Genomic DNA, 24742 nt, shown 5'->3' with positions numbered 1-24742 from the left:
GGTCGATGAGCGCCGGTGGTTCGCGTCAGCCGCATGCGCGTGCTCCGCTGAAGAACGCGGCGGTGCTGTCGGCGTGGTCCTCGATCGCGGCGAGTACGGCATCGCGCACTGCCTCGGTGCCGGCAGTGCCGCCGATGTCGCGGCTGTGCGGGCCATGGCGCAGCACCCGGTCGACTGCCGCCTCGACGGCGATCGCTTCGGCTTCCAGGCCCAGCGAATGACGCAGCAGCAGCGCGGCGGAGAGGATCGCGCCGACCGGATTGGCCACGCCCTGGCCGGCAATGTCCGGCGCGGAGCCATGGATCGGCTCGTACAGGCCGGCCTTGCCGTCGCCCATCGACGCGGACGGCAGCAGGCCCAGCGAACCGGCCAGCGCGGCGGCCTCGTCGGTGAGGATGTCGCCAAACAGGTTCTCGGTGACCACCACGTCGTAGCGGCTGGGCTGGGTCAGCAGCAGCATCGCCATCGAGTCGACCAGCTGGTGCTCGACCTTCACGTCCGGGTAGTCGGCGGCGATGCGCTGCACGGTGCTGCGCCACAGGCGCGAGGTCTCCAGCACGTTGGCCTTGTCCACCGAGGTGAGGTGACGCCGGCGGCCGCGTGCCAGCTCGAACGCGCGGCGCACCACCCGCTCGACTTCGGCGACGGTGTACTTGCATTCGTCGGTGGCGGCATCGGCGCTGCGCGTCTTCGCGCCGAAGTAGGCGCCGCCGGTGAGTTCGCGCACGAACAGCACGTCGACGTTTTTCAGTTTCTCGTTCTTCAGCGGCGACAGGTTGGCCAGTGCCGGATGCACCTGCAGCGGGCGCAGGTTGGCGTATACGCCCAGCGCGGCGCGCAGCGCCAGCAGGCCCTGCTCGGGACGCACGCTCGCATTCGGATCGGACCACTTTGGGCCGCCGACCGCGCCCAGCAGCACCGCGTCGGCGGACTGGCAGGCCGCCAGCGACGCTGCCGGCAACGATTCGCCGGTGGCGTCGATCGCGGCGCCGCCGATCAGCTGTTCGTCGAACGTGAACACGTGCTCGTAGCGGGCGGCCACGGTCTTCAACGCGGCGACCGCGGCGGCGGTGACTTCGGGGCCGACGCCATCGCCGGGCAAGGTGACGATGTGTGCCTTCATGCCGCTTTCTCCAGTTGTTCGTAGTGAGTGATCGCGTCGGCGTGCTGCAGCAGGTAGCCGAGCTGGTCGACGCCGTTGAGCAGGCAGTGCCGTGCGAACGGCTCCAGCCGGAACGGAATGCGGCCGCCGTCGGGCAGCGCGATGAACTGGCCGCGCACGTCGATCACCAGTTCGATGCCGGGGTGCTTGAGCAGCCAGCGGTGCTCGAGCTCGTCGATCACGATCGCCAGCAAGCCGTTCTTCAGCGCGTTGCCGCGGAAGATGTCCGCGATCTCGCTGCACAGCACCGCCTGCACGCCGTAGTCGAGCAGCGCCCACGGCGCGTGTTCGCGCGAAGAGCCGCAGCCGAAGTTGCGTCCGGCCACGACGATGGAGCAGCCCTGCGCCTGCGGCTGGTTCAGCGGGAAGGCCGGGTTGTCGCTGCCGTCGGCCAGATAGCGCCAGTCGTGGAAACACAGCTTGCCCAGCCCTTCGCGGGTGGTGGTGGTGAGGAATCGCGCCGGGATGATGCGGTCGGTATCGATGTTCTCGTCGGCCAGCACGGCGGTGCGCGAGTGGATGCGGGTGATGGGCTTCATGGCGGATCCTGGTGTGGAGAAGTGAGTGGAGAGGAGTGAGAAACGAGTGGAAGGCAAGAGAGCAGCGTCGAGACTCCGGGTGGAGGCTTTCTCTCGTTTCTCGCTTCTCTCCACTCACTCCTGTTTCTCATGCCGCTACCTCCACCAGGTAGTCGCGCGGATCGGCGATGCGGCCGGCCAGCGCGGACGCCGCGGCGGTGGCCGGGCTGGCCAGTACGGTGCGGGCGCCCTTGCCCTGGCGGCCTTCGAAGTTGCGGTTGGAGGTGCTCACCACCAGCTGGCCCGGCTGGGCCAGGTCGCCGTTCATGGCGATGCACATCGAGCAACCCGGCACACGCCACTCGGCGCCGGCGGCGGTGAATACCTGATGCAGACCCTCGCGCTCGGCGTCGCGGCGCACCGCTTCGGAGCCGGGCACCACCAGCATGCGCACGCCATCGGCGACGCGGCGGCCGCGCAGCACGTTGGCGGCCTCGCGCAGGTCGGAAAGGCGCGAGTTGGTGCAGCTGCCGACGAACACCACGTCGACCGGCGTGCCCTGCATCGGCTTGCCTGCTTCGCTTTTCATGTAGTCCAGCGCACGGCGTTCCTGCGCATTGGTCGCCGCCGGCACCGGCGCGTCCATCGCGATCGCCATGCCCGGATGGGTGCCGTAGGTGACCGTCGGCTTCACCTTGCCCGCGTCGATGCGGACTTCGCAGTCGTAGGTGGCGTCGTCGTCGCTGCGCAAGGCGCGCCAGCGCTCCACCGCGGCATCCCACGCGGCGCCCTGCGGCACGCGCGGACGTCCCTTCAGCCAGGCGAAGGTGGTCTCGTCCGGCGCGATCAGCCCGGCGCGTGCGCCGGCTTCGATCGACATGTTGCAGACGGTCATGCGCTCGTCCATCGACAGCGCCTCGATCGCCGCGCCGCGGTACTCGAGTACGTAGCCGGTGCCGCCGTCGACGCCGATCGTGCCGATGATGTGCAGGATCAGATCCTTCGCGCCGATGCCTGGCGGCAACTGGCCGTCCACATGCACCGCCATGGTCTTCGGCTTGCGTTGCAGCAGGCACTGCGTCGCCATCACGTGGCCGACTTCGGTGGTGCCGATGCCGAATGCCAGCGCGCCGAACGCGCCATGCGTGGACGTGTGGCTGTCGCCGCAGACGATCGTCATGCCGGGCTGGGTGGCACCCAGCTCCGGACCGATCACGTGCACGATGCCGCGATCGGCGCTGTCCCAGCCGTGCAGCTCGACGCCGAATTCGCGGCAGTTCGTTTCCAGCTGGGTCACCTGCGCCTGCGCTTCGGCGTTCGCGTAGGGGCGGCTGCCGTCGGCATTCCTCGGCAAGGTCGGCGTGGAATGATCCAGCGTGGCCAGCATGCGATCGGGACGACGCAGCGGCAGGCCGCGCTCGCGCAGTTCGCTGAACGCCTGCGGCGAAGTCACCTCGTGCACCAGATGCAGGTCCACGTAGAGCACCGCCGGCGTGTCGGCGGTTTCGGGCACGACGACATGCGCGTTCCACACCTTCTCGAATAAGGTCTTCGCACTCACGCCGATGCCTCCATAGGAGCGAGCTGTTGATGAGGAGTCCGGCCATGGATGGCCGGGTTTTGATCTTCGCGGTCAGGGACGACCGCATTAATCAAACTCAACCAGCCCCAGCGGTCTTCGGTACGGCCGTCGAACAGGCCGAAGAACGCCTGCTGCAATTGTCTGGTGATCGGGCCGGGCGTGCCGGGGCCGACGACCTTGCGATCGACCGAGCGCACCGGCGTGATCTCGGCGGCGGTGCCGGTCATGAACACTTCGTCGGCGGTGTACAGCGCCTCGCGGGGCAGGTCGCGCTCTTCCACCGCGATGCCGAGATCGGCGGCCAGCGTGAGCACGCTGTCGCGGGTGATGCCGGCGAGGATGCCGGCGCTCGACGGCGGCGTGAGCAGCTTGCCGCGCTTGACCAGGAAGAGGTTTTCGCCGGCGCCTTCGCTGAGCAAGCCGTTGTGGCCCAGCGCGATGCCTTCGTCGTAGCCGCCGCGACGCGCTTCCAGTCCGATCAGCTGGCTGCTGAGGTAGTTGCCGCCGGCCTTGGCCCAGCTCGGCAAGGTGTTCGGCGCGGGGCGATGCCACGAGGACACGCACACGTCGGCGCCTTTTTCCACCGCATCGCCCAGGTACGCGCCCCAGTCCAGCGCCATGATCGCCACCTCGACCGGCGAGCCGCCCTTCGGCAGCACGCCCAGGCCGCCGGCGCCGCGGAACACGATGGGCCGCACGTAAGCCGAGCGCATCGCGTTGGCGCGGATCAGTTCCATGCAGGCCGCGTTGATCTCGTCCTCGCTGTAGCCGATCTCGATCTCGTAGATCGCCGCCGATTCGAACAGCCGCCGCGTGTGTTCGGCCAGCCGGAAATACGCGGGCCCTTGCGGCGTGGCGTAGACGCGCTCACCTTCGAACACCGAGGAGCCGTAGTGCAGGGCATGCGTGCTGACATGGACGCTGGCATCGGCCCAGGGCTTGATGCGACCGTTGTGCCACAGGAAAGACGTGTTGCTCATGACGGCTCCTTACAGGTTGGCGACGGCGACCGGCGGGGTGGCCGGCATCTGTCGTTCGATACGGTTGACGATGGCGAGCGCGGCCAGCGCGGTGGCTTCGACGATGTCGGTGCTGACGCCGTGGCCGCGCCATTCGCGGGCGGCATGGCGGGCGGTGAGCTGGGCCTGGCCCTGGGCGTCGCCGCCTTCGCTGACGGCGCGTACCTGGAAATCGGTCAGCTGCAGGTCGCTGCCGGTGGCGCGTTCGATCGCGCGCAGCACGGCATCGACCGGGCCATCGCCGATCGCCGCTTCGCCGACTTCGCGGCCGTCGTCATGGCGCAGCTTCACCGAAGCCGAGGCGCTGCCGCCCAGATGCGTGCTGGTGTTCAGTTGCACCAGTCGCCACGGGCCGGCCGCATCCGGGTCCAGGCCCAGCGCGATCGCTTCCAGATCCTCGTCGTGCACTTCGCGCTTCTTGTCGGCCAGCGTCTTGAAGCGACCGAAGATCGCGTCCAGCGCCGCGTCATCCGGCGTGTGCCCCAGCGTCTCCAGCCGCTGGCGCAGCGCAGCGCGGCCGGAGTGCTTGCCCAGCACCAGCCGCGTCTCGGCGATGCCGACGTCCTGCGGACGCATGATTTCGTAGGTGCCGCGATGCTTGAGCATGCCGTGCTGGTGGATGCCCGACTCGTGCGCGAACGCGTTGTCGCCCACGATCGCCTTGTTGCGCGGCACGGCCTGGCCGGTCAGTTGGGTCAGCAGGCGCGAGGTGGGGTACAGCCGGCGCGTGTCGATGCGGGTGTCGACGCCGAAATGCGGCGCGCGCACTTTCAGCGCCATCACGACTTCCTCCAAGGCGGCGTTGCCGGCGCGCTCGCCGATGCCGTTGATGGTGCACTCCACCTGGCGCGCGCCGGCGCTTACCGCGGCCAGGCTGTTGGCTACCGCCATGCCGAGGTCGTCATGGCAGTGGCTGGAGAAGATCACCTTGTGCGCATCGCGCACATGCCGGCGCAGGTAGCTGAACAGCTCGACGATTTCGGCCGGGGTGGTATAGCCCACCGTGTCCGGCGCATTCAGCGTGGTGGCGCCAGCGGCGACGACGGCGCTGAACACCTCGGCGAGGAATGCGGGTTCGGTCCGCAAAGCGTCTTCGGCGGAGAACTCCACCTCGTGGCACAGTCCGCGGGCGCGCTCAACCGCGGCCACCGCGGCATCGACCACCTGCGTCTTGCTCATGCCCAGCTTGTGCTCGCGATGCAGCGGGCTGGTCGACAGGAACACGTGGATGCGCGCATGCCGCGCCTGTTCCAGTGCGCGTGCGGCGCTGTCGATGTCGCCATTCTGGCAGCGCGCCAGCGCGCACACCGTGGTGGTCTTCAGCGTGCGGGCGATTTCGGCCACCGCGGCGAAATCATCCGGCGAAGCCTGCGGGAAACCCGCTTCCAGCACGTCGACGCCGAGCGCCTCCAGTGCTTGTGCGATGCGCAACTTCGTGCGCCGGTCCATCGAGAAACCGGGCGCCTGCTCGCCGTCGCGCAAGGTTGTGTCGAAGATGCGTACGCGGTCGTCGTCAGCGCGGGCGCTGCCGGAGGTTGTTGCTGCTACGTCTGAATCGGGGTTCATCGCTGGCTCCGCTGATGCGAGCCGAGGGCAACAAAAAACCCCGCGCCGTTGCCGGTGCGGGGTTCTTTGGGAGTCTTCAGGTTATTGCTTAGTTACCTGGACACATGCCCTCAGCCCGCACCTCCGTTGGTAATGAGGAGTACGAGTACAAGGGCAAGAAGGAGCGTGCCGCGAACCTGCAGCAGACCGGCAATCGTCGCGAGACGATTGTTTTCGGTGGTGCTGCGGTGGCTGTTGCGCTGCGACATGTGGTTGACCGTAAGGCAGGTCGTACGGAGCTGTCAACTGTTTTTTTTATGACGAAAACTTCTAAGCACGCCGGATGCGGTTTGGACGGCTAGCCGTCCAAGCACCTTCACATGCCGCGGCTCTGTCGGGTTTGCGCGGTTTTTGCTGCGAAACGGAGCCGTGCAGGAAGCTGCATGGCTGACTGTGCTCAGTCGCGCGCATCGAGCAGTGCCAGCAGGCCCTGGCGGCGTTTGACCGAGAGCTTGCGGACGGCTTTGAGCACCTTCTGCTCGTCCGGGCTCAGCACTTCGTAGTTCCTGGCTTCCTCGCCCAGCGACGGCTGCACCACCATCGGGCCGCGCCCCGTCGCCAGCCAGTTCAGGCTGACCCGGCAATCGTCGGCGATCTCGATCAGGCGGCCGAGCTCGGGTATGGCACGGCCAGCCAGCCACAGTCGTGCCGTCTCGCGGGCGATGGCGTAGTAGTTGGCCAGCGCCGTCGTGCGCTGTCGACCGGGAGGAATCATCGTGCGGTCGAGCGCCTGCTGAAGGCGTTGCCCAAAATGGCTGGAAGCGGATGCTTTGAGACTCATGAGCCCGCCGAGTGTTGCACCCGCAGTACGTCATAAATCCAAGCCGAATTGGTTGACAATGGCAATCGCAAATGGTGAATATGAGCGGCGCACCACAGTTTGCCGGGCTCTCCAGCACGAGCGCCATGGCAGCCTCTGACGCCGCACCGGGAGCGCTTGACGTGGCCATGGAAAGGAGCGAGTCGTGGATGAGACGCTGTTCACATTGCATCTGCGTTTGACACAGCCGGAGATCACCAGCCTGCTGATGGCCCAGATCACGCAGACAAGACTCAGCCGGCTGACATTCGGCGAGGTCGCGCCGATCACCTGCGTCGACCGGTCCGTACTGGAAAAGCTGGTGTGGGCGCAGCAGCTGGTATCACTGGAAAAAGCGAGATAGGGCCGGTGCCAACATCGCCGGCGTAGCCGCGCGTTCCCTGGATTGGCCCGATCCGCCCTGTCTCGCTGAGGAACGCCTGGACAAGCTTCTGCCCGTCGCCGAGCTGCCCGTTTGCCTGTGGGGGCGAGTTCAGTCGCGAGGCGTGGCAGCGCGCTGCGCCACCCGGTTGTGTCGAGCCGCTGTAATGCCGAGATGCTGCAGGTCGCTGCCGCGCCATCGCGACTGAAGTCGCTCCCACAAATATTTCCGACCATCCCTCAATGGCTCGATAGCCAGGTTCTGAGCGCGGCGTCATTCGCCGGCAGCGGTTCGGCATGGGCCGGACGCGCCAGCATCGCGGCGAGCGCGGGAGGTACCGCGAGCGGATGGCCGATCAGCGGTTCCACCACGCTCTCGAACTTCGCCGGGTGGGCGGTGGCGACCACTGCCCATGGCGAGCGATCGCCGGCCTGGCGCAGCCGATCGAGCTGGTGCATCGCGGTGGCGGTGTGCGGACAGAACACCTCGCCGTGTTCTCGCGCGTGGCTGGCGACGGTGTCGCGGATGGCGGCATCGTCGACGCTGTGTGCCTGCAGCAGATCGCGCAGGTGGTTTTCATCGGGAAAGGTCCAGCGCAGCCGCTCGAAGTTGCTCGGTGCGCCCACGTCCATGGCGTTCGCCAGCGTGGCCACGGCTTCGCGGGGCGCGTAATCGGCGCCGGCGAAGTAATCGGGCAGGGTGGCATTGGCGTTGCAGGCCAGCCGTACCTCGCCGACCGGCAGCCCCAGCTTGCGCACCCACAGGCAGGCCAGCGCGTTGCCCAGGTTGCCGGTGGGCACGATGAAGTTCAGCGGCGTGCCGTGTTCGCGCCACCAGCCCAGCGCCGCATGCGCGTAGTAGCTCATCTGCGGCAGCAGGCGGCCGAGGCTGATGCTGTTGGCCGAGGACAGCGGCAGTCGCGCCTGCAAGCTGCCGTCGCCGAGCGCGGCCTTGACCATGCGCTGGCAATCGTCGAAGCGGCCGGCCACGCGCAGCGCGCTGACGTTGTCGCCGAAGCAGCCGAGCTGGTGCGCCTGGCGCGGCGAAACCAGCCCGTCGGGATACAGGATCACCACGCGCACGTCCGCTTGCCTGTGGAACGCCGCCGCCACTGCGGCGCCGGTGTCGCCCGAGGTGGCGACCAGGATGGTCAGCGGCCGTGCATCGAGGCGCGGAAGCCGGCGCAGGGAGGCGGCGAGAAAACGTGCGCCGAAATCCTTGAACGCCGAGGTCGGGCCATGGAACAGCTCCAGCATCGGCGTGGCGGGATGGGCGGCCAAGGCACGCAGCGGCGCGTCGAACGTGAATGCCTCGGCGCAAATCACCTTCAGGTCGTCGGCGAGCGGATCGCCGGCGAAGAACGGCGCCAGCAAGGTGGCCGCGGTGTCGGCCAGCGGGCCGCGCGGATCGAAGGCGGCCGGATCGATCGATGGCAAGGCCTCGGGCACGTAAAGGCCGCCGTCGGGAGCGAGCCCGGCGGCGATGGCCTGGCTGATCGGCACGGCCGGAGCGGCGCCGCGGGTGCTGTGGTAGCGCAATGGTTGGCTCATGGCCGCCTCGAATAGTGTGCGCCTGCCGCGAACATGCTGGGAGCGGCTGCTGTGGGAGCGGCTTCAGCCGCGATACCTTCCAGCCTCATCGCAAGGTCATCGCGACTGAAGTCGCTCCCACATCCACACGCACACCCATTCCCACAGATCGCGCTCATGCCTGGGCCCCGTCGATAGAGGGGATCAACGCGGCGGCCGGACCGTCGACCGGCGACACCCACCCATCGCTGTCCAGCCCCGCCTCGGCGAACGCAGCCTGCATCGCGGTGACGGCGGTTTCGGCGTCGGTGCGGTTGTCGTACCAGCCGAACACGCTGGGACCGGCACCGGAAATGCTGGCGCCCAGCGCGCGATGATCCAGCGCGGCCTGTTTCACCCGCGCGAAGTTGGGTATCAGCGGTGCGCGGCGTGGTTCCACCAGTACATCCTTGAGGCCCTCGCGCACCAGCGCCGCATCGCCGCGATAGCAGCCGGCCAGCACCAGGGCGAGGTTCGAGCTTTGCGCCACGAACTCGCCCAGCGCGTAGTGCCCGGCCAGTGCCGCACGAGCCTTGCGCGTTTCCAGCACCGCGTGCGGATGCACCAGCGCGCAATGCCAGTCCGCCGGCACCGGGATGCGCAGCAGGCGCTCGTGGGTGGCCAGCACCAGGCCGCCGAGCAGCATCGAGCCGAGATTGTCGCCGTGCCGGCTGCCGCTGGCCACGGTCTCGCCGTCCAGCGCGAAACCGTATAGCGACTCGCGCGGAAGCGGCTGCACCAGCAAGGCGTTGGCGGCCACCAGCGCAGCCACGCAGGACGCGGCCGAACCGCCCATGCCCGAACCCAGTGCAATGCCTTTGTGCAGGATCAGCTCGAAACCGTGCTGCAGGCCCAGCGCCTTGCGCAAGGCGAGCAGGGCGACGCCCGCCGTGTTCTGCCGCGGGTCGGTCGGCAGTTCGGTGACGCAGCCGCGGATCGCCGCGATGCGCACCACCGGCTCGTCGATCCGGCGCACCTCGGCGCGATCGCCGGCGCCGGCCAGGCTGTGGCCGAGCAGGTCGAAACCCACGCCCACGTTGCCGACGCTGGCAGGTGCGAAGGCGTAGGCGACCTGGGGAAGTTTGGGGCGGCGCGGTGCGGCCATGACGGGTTCCAGCAAGTCGGTACCCAGGAAGTCGGTACCCATGAAATCGGAATTCATGCGCGCACCTCCAGCGACTCGGCGATGCGCAGCAGGTCGGAGAACACGCCGGCGGCGGTCACTTCGGGACCGGCGCCGGGGCCTTGCACCGATAGGGGATTGTCGCAGTAACGGCGTGTCGTGAACTGCACGATGTTGTCGGTCAGCCGCGTGTGCGCGAACGGGTGCTTCGCGGGCAGGACGACCAGCTTGACGCGGGCGCGGCCATGACGGTCCAGGCTGGCGACGTAGCGCAGCACGCCGCCGGCCGTGGTCGCCTCGGTCAGCCGGGCGGACATCAGCGCGTCCAGTTCGTGCAGCCGTTGCAGGCAGTCTTCGAGCGGAAGGGCAGCCAGCGCGCGCGGCACCAGACTCTCCACCGCGACATCCTCCAGCGACAGCGGCCAGCCCGCTTCGCGTGCCAGGATCACCAGCTTGCGCGCCACGTCCATGCCGGACAGGTCGTCGCGCGGATCCGGTTCGGTGTAGCCCAGTGCATGCGCCTCGCGCACCAGCGCCGAGAACGGCTGCTGGCCGTCATGGCGGTTGCACAGCCATGCCAGCGTGCCGGAGAACATGCCCTCCACCGCCAGCAGTTCGTCGCCGGTGTCGAGCAGATCGCGCAGCGTCTGCACCACCGGCAGGCCCGCGCATACGGTGGCCTCGTAGCGGAAGCGCGCGCCGCTGGCGCAGGCTGCGCGGATGGCCTGCCAACGCGGCAGCGGGCCGCTGCCGGCGAGCTTGTTCGGCGTCACCACGTGCACGCCGGCGCCGAGCCAGCGGGGATAGTGGGCGGCCACGTCATCGTTCGCGCTGCAGTCGATCAGCAGCGCGTGCCGGCCATCGTTGCCGCGCACGTGCTCGGCAAACGCATCCAGGTCGTTCGGCCGCCAGATCTGTGCGCCGCCGTGGCGGCCGTTGAGTTCGGCATCGTCGCAGTCCAGCCACATGCGCTTGCTGGCCACCACGCCGCACAACCGCAGTTCCAGTCCGTTGTCGCGAAGCAGCCGCGGCTGCGCGGCCCGCAGCTGTTCCAGCAGGGCGCTGCCGACCCGGCCCGGGCCGATCACGCCCACGCACAGCACACGCCGACGCGGCGTCGCCGCCGATGCAGGCAGGGGAAGCAGGAGCCGCGGCGGATATTCGGCAAGCTCGGACGCACAGATGTTCACGATGACCTCCAGTTGAGGCCCGTGCTCGCTGGCGGATCGGCTTGTGCTTGGGGAGTGCACCGGCCCGCCTCATCGAGGGCGGGGCCGTTGCGTAGTGAAGAACCTATTCGCGCACGGACACCCACCCCGACCGAGTCGTGGTGGTAATCGTAATCGTGGTGGCGAAGGAACGAATGTTGACGCCCGCCAGCAACGGCACGTGCCCGGCGGAGGCCGGGGCGAAATGCATGCGTGCTGGCGAGAAAAGCGGCGACATGGAACCGACCTTAAAGGGATTGCTGCGCTGAGGTCAACAGATTCATTTGCAACTTTTCGTTATATCCAGTCAACGCATGATCCCGGTGTGGCCCAGCGAATAGCGCCCGGGCTGCGGCCAGACGGCCAGTCCGTGCGGCTCGGCGCCGACCTTGATGGATCTGACCGCGCCGGTGGTGGTGTCGAACGCGTAGACCACATCGTCGAAGCGTCCCGACAGCCACAGCAGCTTGCCGTCGGCGCTGACATTGCCCATGTCCGGGCTGCCGCCGTGCGGGATCGGCCAGTTCGCGACGACCTTGCGCGTGGCGAAATCGATCACCGACACGCTGCCCTTGCCGTGGCGCGGCCCGTGGATGCGGTTGGAGCCGCGGTTGGCGACATACAGCTTGGTGCCGTCCCGGCTCGGATACATCCCGTGCGTACCGACGCCGGTCTTGATGAACCCGATCTTGGTGAAGCTGTCGCCGTCGACCAGGAAGACCCCGTTCGCCATCATGTCGGCGACATAGAACACCTTGCCGTCGGGCGAGATGCGGATGTCCTGCGGCATACCCTTCTTGTCGAGCAGCAGATAGCCCACCACCTTGCGCTTGACCATGTCGATCTTGGCCAGCCTGCCGCCGAATTCGCAGGTGAAGATCGCGTACCTGCCGTCGATCGAGAAATCGGCGTGATTGATGCCCTTGCACTGCGGCACGGACAGGCTGCCGTGCAACGCCATCGTATGCGCATCGCGGAAGTCCAGCCGCGCATGCGACTCCGCCACCACGATCGCCTCCTTGCCGTTCGGCGTGAAGTACATGTTGTAGGGATCGTCCACCGCGATCGCCTTGCCCGGCTTGCCGGTCTTCGGGTCGATCGGGGTGAGGCTGCCGTCGTTGTGTCCCTCGGCGTTGTTGGTCACCCACAGCGTCTTCAGATCCCATGCCGGAACCACGTGCTGCGGGCTGTGGCCGACGGGAAAGGTATCGATCACCTTGAACTTCGCCGGGTCGATCACGGAGACCGTGTTCGAGCGCAGGTTGGGAACGTAGATCCGCGGCAAGGCTCCAGCTACCGCCGGACTGAGGTGATTGACGCCGGCCTCGCTGTACATGTTGCCGGCGTTCATAACGGCAGGCATGCCGGCCACGGTAGCCACGGACTGTGCGGCGGCGATGGACGTACCGCAGACGCCGGCCAGGGCAACGCCGACACACGCGGCGATCCGGAAAAAACGAGAGGAACGTGGAGTCATGGCGATCTTCGTTATCAGTGATGGGAAGTAGTGGGGTATGGGTGTCGCATTATCGCCCAGCGGTGTCCTTCCTGATGGCATCGACCGTGCGCGACACGATCGCGTCGATACCGAGACGGCCGAGCGCCGCGGTGGAGCGGCGCGGGTCGCCGCCATAAACGCCGTCCGCCGGGCCGAGTTTCGCGCCGCTGTGCAATCGGTCCAGCCGGACCATCTGCGGCGCGACGGCGAGTTGCAGGGAGGTGTCGGCGAGTCCCGCATGCGTGCCGATTTCGTCGTCGCGATAACCCCGCTGACGCAGGATACGCGCGTAACCGTCCGAGCTGGCGCCGTAGTATTCCGGCGGCACGAAGGCCCGCGCCGCGGAGCGGGCCCAGCTCTTGTTGAGGTGGGCGGCTACCCGTTTGAGATCGTTCTGGTAGCCGCCGTGGTCGCCCAGGAAGACGATGTTGCGGAAACCATGCACGGCAAAACTGTTCGCGGCGGACTCCAGCATCTTCTCGAACACCTCGTCGGGGATGGTGATGGTTCCGGGAAAGCGCATGTGCGCCGTCGGCGGCGCGTAGCTGCCTTCGGGCACATACGCGACGACCGGCGCGACCAGCGCATTGCCCAGCGCTTCCGCAATCCGCTGCGACAACCACGCCGCACGGGCGTTGTGCTTGCCCAGCGCGACGTCCGGGCCGCTCTGCTCGGTACCGCCGATCGGGATGATGATGGTGGTCCTGCCCGCCTGGACCTGGTCGCGCACTTCGGTCCAGGTGAGGTCCTGCAGCAGCACGGTTTTCGGTGTCTGCGCAAACACGGCCTGGGTCGCGAAGAGCAAAACGGCAACGGCGAAGGCTCGTCGCCATGGGTGATGGATCATGAACAGTCCTTGCTGGTGCGAGTCCGCGCGCGGTAGCGCGAGGGAATACCTATGGAGACCTCGAAAGCCCGGCCAGTACTCGTCATCCCAGCGAAAGCTGGGATCCAGCGCCCTTGGGTTTCAAGGATTAGAGTCACTGGGTCCCAGCTTTCGCTGGGATGACAGTCCATGCCACAGGTTTTTCGAGGCCCCCTATAGTGGGTCGAGAACAACGATAAGGGAACCTCGACAGCCGGCCTTTCGTCCGCATGGCAGGGCCTCACGGGTAGCGCAGTGCTTCCACCAGCAGCGAAAACGCCGGCGAGTGCTGGCGCCTGCTCGGGTAGTAGAGGTGATAGCCGGGAAACGGCGGGCACCAGTCGCCCAGCAGGCGCTCGAGCCTGCCCGCCGCGATATCCGCCAGCACCATGTCCTCCGGCAGACAGGCCAGGCCGAAGCCGTCGAGAGCCGCCGTGCGGATCTGCCCGCTGCTGTTGAAGACCAGCCGGCCCTCCACGCGAACGTTCAGGGCGTGGCCGTCTTGTTCGAACTCCCATGCGTAAAGTCCGCCATGGGTAAGGAAGCGGATATTGATGCAGTCGTGCCCGGTGAGATCGCGCGGGGTATGCACGGGCGGACGCAAAGCAAGGTAGTCGGGCGCGCCGACGACGGCCATCCGCATCGGCGGCCCGATGGGTGTGGCGACCATGTCCTTGGCCACCTGCTCGCCCAGACGAATGCCCGCATCGAATCGCTGGGCGACGACGTCGATCAAGGCGGAGTCGGAAATGACTTCGATGTGGATGTCCGGGTAGTCCGGCAAGAGTTTCCGCAGCGCCGGCCAGAGAATCGTCGTGGCGGCGTGTTCGCCGGTGGTGATGCGCAAGGTGCCGCTGGGCTTGTCGCGCAGCTCGCTCAGGTTCGCCAGGGCCGCATCGATGTCGCCGAAGTTGGGTGCCAGTTCCCGGAAGAGGCGCTCGCCCGCCTCGGTGGGGGCGACGTTGCGCGTGGTCCGGGTGAGCAGGCGCAGGCCGAGCCGGGCTTCCAGTCCGCGGATGGTGTGGCTGAGCGCCGATGGGGACACGCCCAGTTGCGCGGCGGCGCGGGTGAAGCTCCGTTCGCGCGCCACCGTCAGGAAGGCCAGCAGATCGTTGTAGTTCTCGCGAGGCATGCGCCGGTCGCCGATTAATGAATATAAATCATAGGTGCATTCGGATTGCGCCGTCTAATCAAGCAAGCGCCGCCGGCACAGACTACGTGCATCCCCCCTTTCGGCAGGAGCAAAACCGTGAAAAAGCGCACTCTCGGCAAGAGCGGCCTGGAAGTCTCGGCGCTCGGTTTTGGCTGCATGGGTCTGAACTTCGCCTATGGTGCTGCGATGGAGAAACAGGATGCGATCGCCTTGCTTCGGCAGGCTGTCGAAGCCGGCGTGACGTTCTTCGACACCGCCGAAGCCTATGGACCGTTCACCAACGAGGAACTGGTGGGCGAGGCATTGGCGCCGTTTCGCGACCAGTTGGTGATCGCCACCAAGTTCGGCTTCAAGGACGGTAACTCGACGACGGGCATGGACAGCCGGCCGGTGCGTATCCGTGAGGTCGCCGAAGCGTCGCTCAAGCGACTCAGGACCGACCGCATCGACTTGTTCTACCAGCATCGCGTCGATCCGAATGTGCCGATGGAGGACGTGGCCGGCACGGTCAGGGACCTGATCGCCGAAGGCAAGGTCAGGCACTTCGGTCTCTCGGAAGCGGGCGTGCAGTCGATCCGTCTTGCGCATGCCGTGCAGCCGGTGGCGGCGCTGCAAAGCGAGTACTCGCTGTGGTGGCGTGAGCCGGAGAAGGACGTGCTGCCGGCCTGCGAGGAGCTGGGCATCGGCTTCGTGCCGTTCAGTCCGCTGGGCAAGGGTTTTCTGACCGGCAAGATCGACGCGACCACCTCGTTCGCCAAGGACGACTTCCGCAACATCGTGCCGCGTTTCTCGCCCGAGGCGCGCCAGGCCAACCAGGCGCTGGTCGATCTGCTGGGCAGGATCGCCGCCGGCAAGCAGGCGACGCTCGCGCAGATCGCGCTTGCCTGGCTGCTTGCGCAGAAGCCGTGGATCGTGCCGATCCCAGGCACCACCAAGCCGCATCGCCTGCAGGAAAACATCGGCGCCGCGGCGATAGCGTTGAGCAAGGACGATCTGCGCCAGATCGAGGACGCCCTGGCCGACATCCATGTGCAGGGCGATCGTTATCCGGCCCACCTCGCCGCACGCGCGGGCAAGTGATCGCTTCGTCCATCAGAGAACGACCATGGAAATCAGCAGGAACGGCTCGCAGCCATCCATCAAGGGACCAGCCGAGTATTTCACCGGCAACGTGCGCATCGACATGCCGTTCCAGCGCACCGGCGACTCGCGCGTGGGTGGCGGCATCGTCACTTTCGAACCCGGCGCGCACAGCGCCTGGCACACGCATCCGCTGGGACAGACACTGATCGTCACTGCGGGCAAAGGCTGGACGCAGTGCGAGGGAGGATCCATCGTCGAGATCCGTGCGGGCGACATGATCTGGTGCCCGCCGGGTCACAAGCACTGGCACGGCGCAACGCCGACCACGGCCATGACCCACATCGCCATTCAGGAGGCACTGGACGGCAAGACCGTGGAATGGCTGCAGAAAGTCACCGACGCGGAATACCTGGCCGGGCCGCTTGGGTGAGCCGCGCGCACGCATTGTCGTTCCGACAGGCGCGCTACTTTGACCGTTCTTTCTCCACAAGTCGAAGGATCCATTTGCATGACGACCAAAGCCTATGGCGCCCTTGCTGCCGACAAACCGCTGGCACCGATGGACATCGAACGCCGCACGCCCGGGCCGCACGACGTGCAGATCGATATCGCCTTTTGCGGCGTATGTCATTCCGACCTCCACACCGTGCGCTCGCAATGGGCCGGCACGTTGTATCCCTGCGTGCCCGGTCACGAGATCGTGGGTCACGTCAGCGCCGTCGGGTCGAATGTCACGCGTTTCAAGGCGGGCGATACCGTGGGCGTGGGCTGTCTGGTCGACAGCTGCCAGCATTGCCCGTCCTGCGCCGAGGGGCTGGAGCAGTATTGCGAAAACGCCTTCGTGGCCACCTACAACAGCCGGACACCGGATGCGCCGGGACACACGCTGGGCGGCTATTCGCAATGCATCGTGGTCAGCGACAGCTTCGTGCTGCAGATCCGCCACCCGCGCGAACAGCTCGCCGCGGTCGCGCCGTTGCTGTGCGCAGGCATCACGACGTATTCGCCGCTGCGGCACTGGCGGGCAGGACCGGGCAAGAAGGTGGGCGTCGTCGGCATCGGCGGTCTGGGCCACATGGGCGTGAAGATCGCGCACGCCATGGGCGCGCACACCGTCGCCTTCACCACCTCGGCAGGCAAGCGGCGGGACGCGTTGAACCTGGGTGCGGACGAGGTGGTGGTATCGCGCAACGCCGATGAAATGTCCCGGCAGGCAGGCGCGTTCGACATCATCCTCGACACGGTCGCGGCCAGCCACGACCTCGACGCCTACATCAGGCTTCTCAAACGCGACGGCACGCTGGTACTGGTCGGCGTGCCCGAACATGCGCATCCGTCGCCCAGCGTGGGCAACCTCATCTTCAGGCGGACCGCGATCGCCGGTTCGATGATAGGCGGTCTCGCCGAGACTCAGGAAATGCTGGATTTCTGCGCCGAGAAGAACATCGTCGCCGACGTCGAGATGATACCGGTGCGGGACATCGACAAGGCCTACGAGCGCATGTTGAAGGGCGACGTGAAGTACCGCTTCGTCATCGACAATGCCTCGCTGGCCGGGTGAGGGATCTTCAGGCGCCGAATAATGACATCGGCCGTGAGAGAGATGCAGGCGGCGACGTATGCTCCGGCGTCAGCGCGACAAATCGATCGCGTAAGTGGCCATGCCGTCGCCGTGGTCCTTCACTTGGCGGATATGGCCGACGCCAGCCTCGCGCGCCAAGTCCTGCTTGCCGCTGGCGGCGGTGAACACTACCGGGCCGTGCGTCTTCAGCGGCGCGAACCTCCACGAGGTCGGTTCGAGATCGGCGCTGCGGATCATGTGCCGGCGCTGCAGCCACCTGGCCAGGATCTCGCGGGTGCCGTCCGGCGCCGCCAGCACGATGTCGCGGCCGTCGAGGCCGGGGAAATTGCCGCCGCCGCTGGCGCGGTAGTTGTTGGTGACGATGATGAAGGGCTCGGCCGGGGCGACCGGCTTGCCGCGGTACGTCAACGACGTGATGCGTTGGCCAACCGGTTTGGACACGTCGATGACGTAGTGGATGCCGCCCTGGATCTGGTCGAAATTGAAGCCGGGGAAATGGTCATTGACTAGCGGCTGCTCGCCGGTCTTCGCCGGGTCGATGCGGTTGAAGCGTTCGGCGGATTTTTCCAGCCAAGCCTTGAGGCCGGCGCCGTCGGTTTTCACCGCGGCCAGCGTGTTCGGATAGAAGTACAAGTCGGCGGCGCTGCGCAAGGTGAGCGGGCCGGCGGCGACGTCGGTGTAGTCGTCGGGGCCGCCGAAGCCGGTGCGGAACGCGGCGGCGGCGGACAGCACCGGCACGCCGGCCAGCTCCGGATGCAGCCGGGGCAGTTCGGCGCGCACGTAGTCGGCCTGCGCGGCGTTGATCGGCGCCAGCGCGGTCATGTTGCCTTCGTCGGCGAAGTAGCTGCTCAGTCGCACGGTGCTTTCGCCGATCGGCGTGTTGACGAAGGCAATCGCGGCCTGATGCGCCTGCTGCACCAGCGGTGCGATTTCGGGATCGGCGGGCACGCAAGAGCTCTTTTCCTGGCCTGATTTGTCCTTGCCGGATGTGAGCTGGCAGATCGGACGCACTTCGCTATGCGTATTGTCCAGATCGACCGCCCAGCGATCCTGCCGACGGTTCAGCACCAGCTGGATCACGCCCAGGTCCTTGCCGAAGAATCCGCCCATCACCGCGGGCACATTACGGACGAAACCAAGTCGTGCGTCGACATCTTTCATGCCGGCGTAGTGCGGGCCGGGGAATTCGGTGTGCGAGTGGCCGAGCAGCAGCACGTCGATGCCGGGTACGCCGGCGAGGTACCAGCCGGCGTTTTCCATCTGCGGGGTGTACGGGGAGGTGTCCAGGCCGCCATGCAGGATCGCCACGATCAGGTCGGGATGCTGCGCCTGCAGCTGCGGCAGGTACTTCCGCGCCGCCTCGACCACGCCGCTGACACTGACCTTGCCGGCCAGCTTCTGCTTGTCCCATTCCATGATCGGCGGCGGCGTGAAGCCGATGATGCCGACCCGCAGCGGTACGCGGATCTTGCTGCCGTCCTCGGTATAGGCCTCGATGGTCTTGCGGACGATCGTCCATGGCTTGAAGATCGGTTCGCCATCGCGCGCGCTGTAGACATTGGCCAGCACCAGCGGGAAGTGCGGCCCGGCGCAGCGGTTCGTGTGGCCGCCATCCACGTTCATCGGCGTGCCGGTGACCTGCGACAGGAAGCCGAGGCCGTAGTTGAATTCGTGGTTGCCGGCGGTACCGCCGTCGTAGCCGATCGCGTCCATCGCGCGATAGATCGCCAGTTCCTGGTCGCAGCCGACCGGTTTCGCCAGCGCCTGGTAATCGGCCAGCACGCTGCCCTGGATGGTGTCGCCGCTGTCGAACAGGAAGGTGTTGGGGAATTCCTCGCGGGCGCGGCGGATCAGCGTGGCCGTGCGCTCGTAGCCCAGCGAGTCGTCCGGCTTCAGCTTGTAATAGTCGTAGCTCAGCACGTTGGCATGGACGTCGGTGGTTTCCAGGATCACCACCTTCGCGCGCGCGCCGTCGGGTGTCTCGCCGGACTTCCAGGGTTGACCGGCACAGCCGGCGAGCAGGGCCAGCGCCAGGGCGAGCAGCGGGGCGGCGAAGCGGGGCGGGCGTAGCGGCATGGCAGGTCCGTGGGGCGTGCGGGTCCAGGCCGTGAAAACTAGCAGATCGCAGTGGCGGTTTGCCGTCGCGGCCGGGCGGTGCGATACCCAACGCCAGTGGAACGCCCGGCGATCATTCCTGTTTGCTACCGATCCAAGACCGTAAGATGTCATTCCAGTGACACAAGGTCCTTCAGGGGGACTGTCCATTCATGCCTCGAATCTCGTTACGTCTCGTGCGAACCGGTGCGGTATCGCTGTGCGCGCTGATTTTCTTCGGCGTCTGCATCGAGCTCACCGCACGGCAGGAGCCGCTGCTGTTGCAGCAGTGCTTCATCGCGGGGCTCATGCTGTGCACGTTCGGCGTGCTGCTGTTCGCCTTCGGCCGCTTCGCGACGGCTTTGCTGGTCGGCGGCGGCCTGTTTCTGGCCCTGAAATTCATTTCGACGATAAAGCTGCGCTACCTCGATTCGCAACTGATGCCGTCGGATTTCATCTACTACGTGCACACCAGCCTGGTCGACACGCTTCGCCATTACCCGCACCTGTACACGCTGGGCATCGGCCTGTGCGTGCTTGTGCCGCCGCTGCTGTACCTGGCGTGGCGCTGGGACTGGCGCCTGCTGGCGGGGCTGCGGCCGCGGCCCGCTGCCGGCGTGCGCCTGGGCGGCACCGTGCTGGGCATGCTGGCGTTCTGGCTGTGCATGCTGCCGACAGGTCCGTTCGCGCAGGTGCATTCGCGCAATGTGTGGGAGAAGCTGTCCGACGATGCGCAGCTGACCAATTTCTTCGTCACCTTCCGCGACGCCGCAGTGAAGCTGCCGCCGATGGCCAGCGACGCCGTCGCCGAGCAGGACTGGGGCAAAACCGCGCAGGGCGAGCCCGGCAGGGCGCATCCGCCGTATCCGGACATCGTGCAGGTGCTGGAGGAGAGCACGTTCGATCCGTCGATCTACAACACTTGCAACGTGCCGCCGTGCCGCGCCGAAATGTTCCAGCCGGACATGCGCACGCGAGCGCATGGCGTGCTGCGCGTGCACACGTTCGGCGGCGGCACCTGGGTCAGCGAGTTCGCCGCGTTGACTGGCATGCCGCAGGACATCTTCGGTCCCGGCGGCATGTATGCGCCGTACGTGCTGGCGCCGAAAATCCACGATGCGCTGGCACTTCAGCTGCGCCGGCTCGGCTACCTCACCATCGGCATCTATCCGACCGAAGCGAGTTTCATCAACGGCCGCAACGCGTATCGGGCCTATGGCTTCGACCACCTGTACGGTGCCAACGAGCTGGGCCTGGAGGAATGGGAGGAGAGCGACGCGCAGATGTTCGCCGCGGCCAAGCGCATCTACGACAAGGTCAGGAAGCCGGGGCAACCGGTGTTCATCATGATATTGACGCTGAACCAGCATGGGCCGCACGACGACGATCCTATGTCCAGCCTGCCGCCGGCGTACCGCAACCTGTTGCGCGGGCTGTCGAAGGACGCGGGCCTGAATTTCGACACCTATCTGTCGCGCCTGCACGATTCGGATGTGGCGATGCGCGGGCTGGAGCGCGATTTCCTCGATCGCCCGCAGCCCACCGTGCTGGTGCATTTCGGCGACCATCAGCCGTCCTTCGGCGGACAGATCCGCGCGCTGGCGCGCAGCTTGCCGCCTGGGCTGGGGCCATACCGCGACTACCTCACTTACTACATGTTGAAGAGCAACTTCACGGCCACGCCGATGCCGAACTATCCGATGCTCGACATTGCATTCCTGCCCAGCATGGTGCTGCAGGCGGCCGGTGTGCCGACCGATCCGTACTTCTCGGCGGCGACCGAGCTGCGCAGGCGCTGCAACGGCTTGTACGACGACTGCGCCGTGCCGGGCCTGCTGGAGTCCTACCACGCCTGGACGATCGGGCGGTTGCACGTGTACCAGTGACCACGATGGACGAACATGCGGAAACGCGCCTGGAGGGGCGTTCTTCCTGAACGTGGGTGTCAAACAAGGGCAGTTTCTGTCGTCATTGGGCGGAGGCGGGTTCGCCGGAACCCGCCAAGACCGCATCGCCAGATGCTGCGCTTCCCGCGGATGCGGGCAGCCGGGCGGCATGCGGGATCGGCGCACCTGCATGACGCCGCGGCGGCGTCCGGGATGGCAAGCGTCTTGCGTGGGAAATGTCATGAACGACATCAGCCCCGACACCGTCAGCCCCGACACGCCCATGGTCACCGAAACCGCATCAGGAAACCCGCAGACACTCGCTGCAGACAACGAGGCAAGCCTGGAACGGCAGATGACCGAGCTCGGTCTCTCGAGCGACACCAGGCGATTCCTGCGCCACGTCCATCTTGCCGAGAAGCAGCTCAACGACGCCTTCGATAAATCCCATCGGGGCGGTGAACTGGAACAGCGGGTGAGCCAGCTCTATCGCGACCTGTATGGAGCCGGCGGCGCCGAGCGCGGCTCACGCTAGAAAAAGCGCGAACGGAGATATGCTGGCGCGAGTTCCCGTTTGCACAAGCGTCGTTCGCCTGGTCCACGGCAAAAAAACCGATGAAGACTCGACCGGTTCTGCAGAGCACGTTGACCTGTCCGTATTGCGGCCATCAGGCAACCGAAACCATGCCTACCGATGCCTGCCAGTTTTTCTACGAGTGCACAGGCTGCGGCGAGCTGCTGCGTCCGGAAGCCGGTGACTGCTGCGTGTTCTGCTCCTACGGCAGCGTGCCGTGCCCACCGATGCAGCAACAGCGATGCTGCCGATAGGGGTATAAGAAAAACAGGCCACTGCCCATCCCGCGAAGGGCCCGTGGCAAAGCGTCCTGGCCTCGGCTACATTGAATTCCCATCACTGCCGAGGCCGGATCATGAGCAAAGACAAATCGCATAAAAAGGACAAATCGAAAAAACATGACTTGTTTTCTCTGATGCTGGAGCAGAGTGAAGTCTTCCGGGAAATGGTGGCGCATTTTCAGCGTGCCTGGGCGCCGGAGAAGTTCTTGAACACGCTTGGCGAAGCCATCAACGCCGGCCCGGTTGCGGGGGTCGTGACTGCAAAGAAGCCGAAGAAGGCCGCCAAAGCCGCGACGAAGCCGGTAGCCAACGCCGCGCCGGCATCGAAGAAGGCGGCGGTCGCGCCGGTTGCGAACAAGCCGGCAGTCGCCGCCGGCAAGAGCGCCGTCAAGAAGGCGCCGGGTGCGAAGAATGCCAAGCCTGCCGCGACCAAGAAGAGCGTGGCTAAAACCGCTCCACGCGCGGCAAAGAAAAACCCGTCCAGGAAATAGTCGGCTAATAGCCAGTCTGGCCCCGCAGATCCGGCGCGGCGACCGTGAGCGCGGTCGTTGCGCTCAATGGCGCTCCGGTCCGGCCTGGTCGAAATAGGTCCAGCTCTTGCCGCCGGCGCTGAGCTGCTTGAGCCGCACGGTGAAGTCGAAGCGCGTGGCGGATAGCGGGCTGCCGTCGATGCGCCGCATGCTCAGGCCGGTGGCGGGCTCTTTCGGTTGCAGCGAGGTCGGCGTGACGCGGTAGTCGGCGAGCGGGCGCATCCGTGCGCCGGCCAGGGCCTCGTGCAGCACACGGCCTTGCGCCCTGGGCAGCGACAGCCCGAGCAGGGCGGCGATGGTGGGAGCGACGTCCACGTTGCCGCTGGGCAGCGGATCGCTGAAGCCGTGCCGGAAGCCGGGGCCGGCGGCGAGCAAGGTGTTGTGCACGTCGATCGGGCTGAAGCTGCCGTGTTCGCCGCGCTCGTTCGCCTGGCTGGCGTATTCGGTGCCGCGGAAACCCTGGATCACGGCGTCCGCATTCCAGGCGTAGCTGATGATGATGTCCGGCCCGCGTGCGGCGTTCTCCAGATGCACGCTTTCCGCCGGCAAGGTGCCGGGGATGTCGCCGTAGCGCTTCGCCACGAAGACCGCGCCGACGTATTCGCGCGACTGCAGGAAGCGCACCGTGCGCTTGATCAGGGCCGCATCGTGTTCGGGCTGGTAGAGGTATTCGGTGCCCCCGTTCGACGCGAGCACCAGCGCATCCTTCGGCAGCGGTTCGGGCACGACGTAGCTGGGCGTGGTGTACGGACCGGGTTTGCCGCACAGGTGGCCGTCGTCGTCGAAGCGGGTCGGTTGCAGCGAGCTGCCGTCGGCGCGCAGGCCGCTCAGCACCGGCACGTACATGCAGCCGGAGCCGTCGAACGCGCTGAAGCCGGCCCGGGTGAGCTGATCGGCCAGGCGGATACCGCCGGAGACCGAGTAGCCCCATTCGTTGTCGATGCCGGCGACGCGGCCATCGTTGATCTGGCGCAGCGGGAACAGGTCGCGCGGACCGGCGATGTTGCTGTGGCCGTGGTCGGACACCACGATGATGTCGGTGTCCTGGGCCATGCCGAGCTGCTGCAGCCGGGCTTCGAGCTGGCCCAGCAGCTGGTCCTGCGCTTTCAAGGCGAGATGGAATTCCGGCGAGCCGACGCCGTACATATGCTGGGTGGTGTCCGGGTTGCGCAGCCACACCACGCTGAGATCGGGCCGGTGGTTCGGCAGGATCACGTCCAGATACACCTTCATCATCCAGGCGTTGGCCGGTGCCGGCGTGGTCTCCACCGCGGCGGTGGCGTCCGCGGTCACGCCATCCTTCAGCGTCACCATCTTGCCCTGCTCGGTGGGCGAGTCGTTGTCCTCGCGCAGGCTGAGCTGGGCGGACGAATAGGTGTTCGCGGTATGGGCAGGCAAGGCGTAGCCGGCCCGCTGCAGCTCCCTGGCGAACGCCAGCGGCAGCGCGGTGTTCTCGTCGAGAATCACGCCGCCCTGCTTATAGTCCTGCAGGAACGCGGGGCCGGACTTGCCGACCGCGGCAGTGGTCAGGCCGGCCTTCTGCGCCGCCGCGAACAGCGTGGGCAATTCCAGCAGTGCGTGTCCGAAGTGCGCGTCGAGATCGCGCAGAATGGCATAGTCTTCGGTAAAGATCGGGTTGTGGAAATCCACGGCGGCGCCCTTGGCATTGGGGCCGCTGGCGCCCGGTGCCCAGAAGTGGTTCCCATAGAAACCGGTTGGGCCGACGAACGCGCCGGTGGCGAAGCTCGACGCGTTCGCCATGGTGAAGGTGGGGTAGGTCGAGTGGTTGTCCTCGAACCTGCTGCCGCGCTGCGCCAGCGCCAGCAGGTTCGGCGTGTCCTCGGCGCTGATCGCATCCGGCCGCATGCCGTCCCACACGAACAGGATCACCCGGTGCGGCTGCGATCCCGCGGTGGCGGACGCCGCCTGCGCGCAGGGCAGGAGAGCCAGCAGGGCAACAAGCAGGAGAGGTGGCAGCAGCAAGCGGCGATGGAACACGATGGTCATGGGCAACCCGGTTGGTGGCGAACGCGACATGCTGCCTGCCGCATGTTGCAGTTTGCGGTCTATGGGCCGAACAGGGAACCCGCGCGGCTGATCCGCGAGGCGGCGGCCAGGACTAACATGCGATTGTCATGCGTGGCGGCTATTTCGTCAGCGCAGTGCTTGCCGCTGGAGTTGCCGCGATGTTTCACCTGTGCTGCGTCACCCTCGCCGTCGCTGGAATATT

At 66.7% G+C, this 24742-nt stretch carries 23 protein-coding genes; 8 read left to right on the top strand and 15 right to left on the bottom strand.

All coding sequences use genetic code 11. The features are described from left to right. Positions 1-25: 25 nt before the first annotated feature. The 7 genes from leuB to ACFPPB_RS16100 all read right to left on the bottom strand — a co-directional run bounded on the left by leuB (position 26) and on the right by ACFPPB_RS16100 (position 6667). Positions 26-1123, bottom strand: a complete 1098-nt coding sequence (leuB, locus tag ACFPPB_RS16130) for a 3-isopropylmalate dehydrogenase (RefSeq protein ID WP_377328932.1) — start codon at positions 1121-1123, stop codon at positions 26-28. Beyond that, positions 1120-1701, bottom strand: a complete 582-nt coding sequence (leuD, locus tag ACFPPB_RS16125) for a 3-isopropylmalate dehydratase small subunit (protein WP_377328931.1) — start codon at positions 1699-1701, stop codon at positions 1120-1122. The genes leuB and leuD overlap by 4 nt, the downstream gene beginning before the upstream one ends. Before the next feature lie 127 nt (positions 1702-1828). Continuing rightward, the gene (gene leuC / locus ACFPPB_RS16120; RefSeq protein WP_377328929.1) at positions 1829-3241 is read right to left on the bottom strand and encodes a 3-isopropylmalate dehydratase large subunit; all 1413 of its coding nucleotides are present in this window, start codon (positions 3239-3241) and stop codon (positions 1829-1831) included. Next, positions 3238-4242 carry a branched-chain amino acid transaminase gene (locus tag ACFPPB_RS16115; RefSeq protein ID WP_377328928.1) on the bottom strand — a complete coding sequence of 335 codons (1005 nt, stop codon included), beginning with the start codon at positions 4240-4242 and terminating at the stop codon, positions 3238-3240. The genes leuC and ACFPPB_RS16115 overlap by 4 nt, the downstream gene beginning before the upstream one ends. 9 nt (positions 4243-4251) lie before the next feature. Continuing rightward, complete coding sequence (locus ACFPPB_RS16110) at positions 4252-5847, bottom strand: 2-isopropylmalate synthase (protein WP_377328926.1); 1596 nt, start codon at positions 5845-5847, stop codon at positions 4252-4254. A 110-nt stretch (positions 5848-5957) separates the two neighbouring features. Then, positions 5958-6095 carry a hypothetical protein gene (locus ACFPPB_RS16105; RefSeq protein ID WP_377328924.1) on the bottom strand — a complete coding sequence of 46 codons (138 nt, stop codon included), beginning with the start codon at positions 6093-6095 and terminating at the stop codon, positions 5958-5960. 188 nt (positions 6096-6283) lie between these two features. After that, the gene (locus tag ACFPPB_RS16100) at positions 6284-6667 is read right to left on the bottom strand and encodes a helix-turn-helix domain-containing protein (protein WP_377328922.1); all 384 of its coding nucleotides are present in this window, start codon (positions 6665-6667) and stop codon (positions 6284-6286) included. A 184-nt stretch (positions 6668-6851) separates the two neighbouring features. On the opposite strand from ACFPPB_RS16100, the gene ACFPPB_RS16095 reads away from it, so the two are divergent. After that, positions 6852-7049: a hypothetical protein gene (locus tag ACFPPB_RS16095; RefSeq protein WP_377328921.1), complete on the top strand. Its 198-nt coding sequence runs from the start codon at positions 6852-6854 to the stop codon at positions 7047-7049. Between the two features lie 257 nt (positions 7050-7306). On the opposite strand, the gene thrC is transcribed toward ACFPPB_RS16095, so the two are convergent. The 6 genes from thrC to ACFPPB_RS16065 form a co-directional block, all read right to left on the bottom strand. Next, positions 7307-8617 carry a threonine synthase gene (gene thrC, locus ACFPPB_RS16090; protein ID WP_377328919.1) on the bottom strand — a complete coding sequence of 437 codons (1311 nt, stop codon included), beginning with the start codon at positions 8615-8617 and terminating at the stop codon, positions 7307-7309. 154 nt (positions 8618-8771) lie between these two features. After that, positions 8772-9740 carry a homoserine kinase gene (locus ACFPPB_RS16085; protein WP_377328957.1) on the bottom strand — a complete coding sequence of 323 codons (969 nt, stop codon included), beginning with the start codon at positions 9738-9740 and terminating at the stop codon, positions 8772-8774. Between the two features lie 53 nt (positions 9741-9793). Continuing rightward, on the bottom strand, positions 9794-10948 hold the full coding sequence (locus ACFPPB_RS16080; protein ID WP_377328917.1) for a homoserine dehydrogenase family protein: 1155 nt from the start codon (positions 10946-10948) through the stop codon (positions 9794-9796). 325 nt (positions 10949-11273) lie between these two features. Next, a complete protein-coding gene (locus tag ACFPPB_RS16075) occupies positions 11274-12443 on the bottom strand; it encodes a YncE family protein (protein ID WP_377328915.1) in 1170 nt (389 codons plus the stop codon). A gap of 49 nt (positions 12444-12492) precedes the next feature. Beyond that, positions 12493-13311 carry a creatininase family protein gene (locus ACFPPB_RS16070; protein ID WP_377328913.1) on the bottom strand — a complete coding sequence of 273 codons (819 nt, stop codon included), beginning with the start codon at positions 13309-13311 and terminating at the stop codon, positions 12493-12495. A 259-nt stretch (positions 13312-13570) separates the two neighbouring features. Then, positions 13571-14461 carry a LysR family transcriptional regulator gene (locus ACFPPB_RS16065; RefSeq protein ID WP_377328911.1) on the bottom strand — a complete coding sequence of 297 codons (891 nt, stop codon included), beginning with the start codon at positions 14459-14461 and terminating at the stop codon, positions 13571-13573. Between the two features lie 117 nt (positions 14462-14578). On the opposite strand from ACFPPB_RS16065, the gene ACFPPB_RS16060 reads away from it, so the two are divergent. The 3 genes from ACFPPB_RS16060 to ACFPPB_RS16050 all read left to right on the top strand — a co-directional run bounded on the left by ACFPPB_RS16060 (position 14579) and on the right by ACFPPB_RS16050 (position 17126). Further along, positions 14579-15562: an aldo/keto reductase gene (locus tag ACFPPB_RS16060; protein WP_377328908.1), complete on the top strand. Its 984-nt coding sequence runs from the start codon at positions 14579-14581 to the stop codon at positions 15560-15562. 25 nt (positions 15563-15587) lie between these two features. Next, positions 15588-15995 carry a (R)-mandelonitrile lyase gene (locus ACFPPB_RS16055; protein ID WP_377328906.1) on the top strand — a complete coding sequence of 136 codons (408 nt, stop codon included), beginning with the start codon at positions 15588-15590 and terminating at the stop codon, positions 15993-15995. A gap of 78 nt (positions 15996-16073) precedes the next feature. Further along, positions 16074-17126, top strand: coding sequence for an NAD(P)-dependent alcohol dehydrogenase (locus tag ACFPPB_RS16050; RefSeq protein ID WP_377328904.1), 1053 nt, complete (start codon positions 16074-16076; stop codon positions 17124-17126). Positions 17127-17195: 69 nt separating this feature from the next. On the opposite strand, the gene ACFPPB_RS16045 is transcribed toward ACFPPB_RS16050, so the two are convergent. Further along, positions 17196-19223 carry a bifunctional 2',3'-cyclic-nucleotide 2'-phosphodiesterase/3'-nucleotidase gene (locus tag ACFPPB_RS16045; RefSeq protein ID WP_377328903.1) on the bottom strand — a complete coding sequence of 676 codons (2028 nt, stop codon included), beginning with the start codon at positions 19221-19223 and terminating at the stop codon, positions 17196-17198. A gap of 191 nt (positions 19224-19414) precedes the next feature. On the opposite strand from ACFPPB_RS16045, the gene ACFPPB_RS16040 reads away from it, so the two are divergent. From ACFPPB_RS16040 to ACFPPB_RS16025, 4 genes are all read left to right on the top strand, one after another. Further along, positions 19415-21127: an LTA synthase family protein gene (locus ACFPPB_RS16040; protein ID WP_377328901.1), complete on the top strand. Its 1713-nt coding sequence runs from the start codon at positions 19415-19417 to the stop codon at positions 21125-21127. Between the two features lie 241 nt (positions 21128-21368). Next, complete coding sequence (locus tag ACFPPB_RS16035; RefSeq protein WP_377328899.1) at positions 21369-21662, top strand: hypothetical protein; 294 nt, start codon at positions 21369-21371, stop codon at positions 21660-21662. Positions 21663-21742: 80 nt separating this feature from the next. Then, a complete protein-coding gene (locus ACFPPB_RS16030) occupies positions 21743-21955 on the top strand; it encodes a GDCCVxC domain-containing (seleno)protein (protein ID WP_377328897.1) in 213 nt (70 codons plus the stop codon). A gap of 101 nt (positions 21956-22056) precedes the next feature. Continuing rightward, positions 22057-22473, top strand: coding sequence for a hypothetical protein (locus tag ACFPPB_RS16025; RefSeq protein ID WP_377328895.1), 417 nt, complete (start codon positions 22057-22059; stop codon positions 22471-22473). A 63-nt stretch (positions 22474-22536) separates the two neighbouring features. On the opposite strand, the gene ACFPPB_RS16020 is transcribed toward ACFPPB_RS16025, so the two are convergent. Beyond that, complete coding sequence (locus tag ACFPPB_RS16020; protein ID WP_377328893.1) at positions 22537-24519, bottom strand: alkaline phosphatase family protein; 1983 nt, start codon at positions 24517-24519, stop codon at positions 22537-22539. Between the last annotated feature and the right edge of the window lie 223 nt (positions 24520-24742).

The sequence above is a fragment of the Rhodanobacter terrae genome (assembly GCF_042657005.1).
In the GTDB taxonomy this organism is placed as follows: domain Bacteria; phylum Pseudomonadota; class Gammaproteobacteria; order Xanthomonadales; family Rhodanobacteraceae; genus Rhodanobacter; species Rhodanobacter terrae.
The sequence above is the reverse complement of the archived record's forward strand: the minus strand, read 5'-3'. Positions and strand labels throughout refer to the sequence as shown.

Excerpts from the sequence above, each read along its gene's own strand:
- leuB (WP_377328932.1), bottom strand. The coding sequence starts at position 1,123 with ATGAAGGCACACATCGTCACCTTGCCCGGCGATGGCGTCGGCCCCGAA.
- leuD (WP_377328931.1), bottom strand. The coding sequence starts at position 1,701 with ATGAAGCCCATCACCCGCATCCACTCGCGCACCGCCGTGCTGGCCGAC.
- ACFPPB_RS16115 (WP_377328928.1), bottom strand. The coding sequence starts at position 4,242 with ATGAGCAACACGTCTTTCCTGTGGCACAACGGTCGCATCAAGCCCTGG.
- ACFPPB_RS16110 (WP_377328926.1), bottom strand. The coding sequence starts at position 5,847 with ATGAACCCCGATTCAGACGTAGCAGCAACAACCTCCGGCAGCGCCCGC.
- ACFPPB_RS16105 (WP_377328924.1), bottom strand. The coding sequence starts at position 6,095 with ATGTCGCAGCGCAACAGCCACCGCAGCACCACCGAAAACAATCGTCTC.
- ACFPPB_RS16100 (WP_377328922.1), bottom strand. The coding sequence starts at position 6,667 with ATGAGTCTCAAAGCATCCGCTTCCAGCCATTTTGGGCAACGCCTTCAG.
- thrC (WP_377328919.1), bottom strand. The coding sequence starts at position 8,617 with ATGAGCCAACCATTGCGCTACCACAGCACCCGCGGCGCCGCTCCGGCC.
- ACFPPB_RS16085 (WP_377328957.1), bottom strand. The coding sequence starts at position 9,740 with ATGGCCGCACCGCGCCGCCCCAAACTTCCCCAGGTCGCCTACGCCTTC.
- ACFPPB_RS16075 (WP_377328915.1), bottom strand. The coding sequence starts at position 12,443 with ATGACTCCACGTTCCTCTCGTTTTTTCCGGATCGCCGCGTGTGTCGGC.
- ACFPPB_RS16070 (WP_377328913.1), bottom strand. The coding sequence starts at position 13,311 with ATGATCCATCACCCATGGCGACGAGCCTTCGCCGTTGCCGTTTTGCTC.
- ACFPPB_RS16065 (WP_377328911.1), bottom strand. The coding sequence starts at position 14,461 with ATGCCTCGCGAGAACTACAACGATCTGCTGGCCTTCCTGACGGTGGCG.
- ACFPPB_RS16055 (WP_377328906.1), top strand. The coding sequence starts at position 15,588 with ATGGAAATCAGCAGGAACGGCTCGCAGCCATCCATCAAGGGACCAGCC.
- ACFPPB_RS16050 (WP_377328904.1), top strand. The coding sequence starts at position 16,074 with ATGACGACCAAAGCCTATGGCGCCCTTGCTGCCGACAAACCGCTGGCA.
- ACFPPB_RS16045 (WP_377328903.1), bottom strand. The coding sequence starts at position 19,223 with ATGCCGCTACGCCCGCCCCGCTTCGCCGCCCCGCTGCTCGCCCTGGCG.
- ACFPPB_RS16040 (WP_377328901.1), top strand. The coding sequence starts at position 19,415 with ATGCCTCGAATCTCGTTACGTCTCGTGCGAACCGGTGCGGTATCGCTG.
- ACFPPB_RS16035 (WP_377328899.1), top strand. The coding sequence starts at position 21,369 with ATGAACGACATCAGCCCCGACACCGTCAGCCCCGACACGCCCATGGTC.
- ACFPPB_RS16030 (WP_377328897.1), top strand. The coding sequence starts at position 21,743 with ATGAAGACTCGACCGGTTCTGCAGAGCACGTTGACCTGTCCGTATTGC.
- ACFPPB_RS16025 (WP_377328895.1), top strand. The coding sequence starts at position 22,057 with ATGAGCAAAGACAAATCGCATAAAAAGGACAAATCGAAAAAACATGAC.
- ACFPPB_RS16020 (WP_377328893.1), bottom strand. The coding sequence starts at position 24,519 with ATGACCATCGTGTTCCATCGCCGCTTGCTGCTGCCACCTCTCCTGCTT.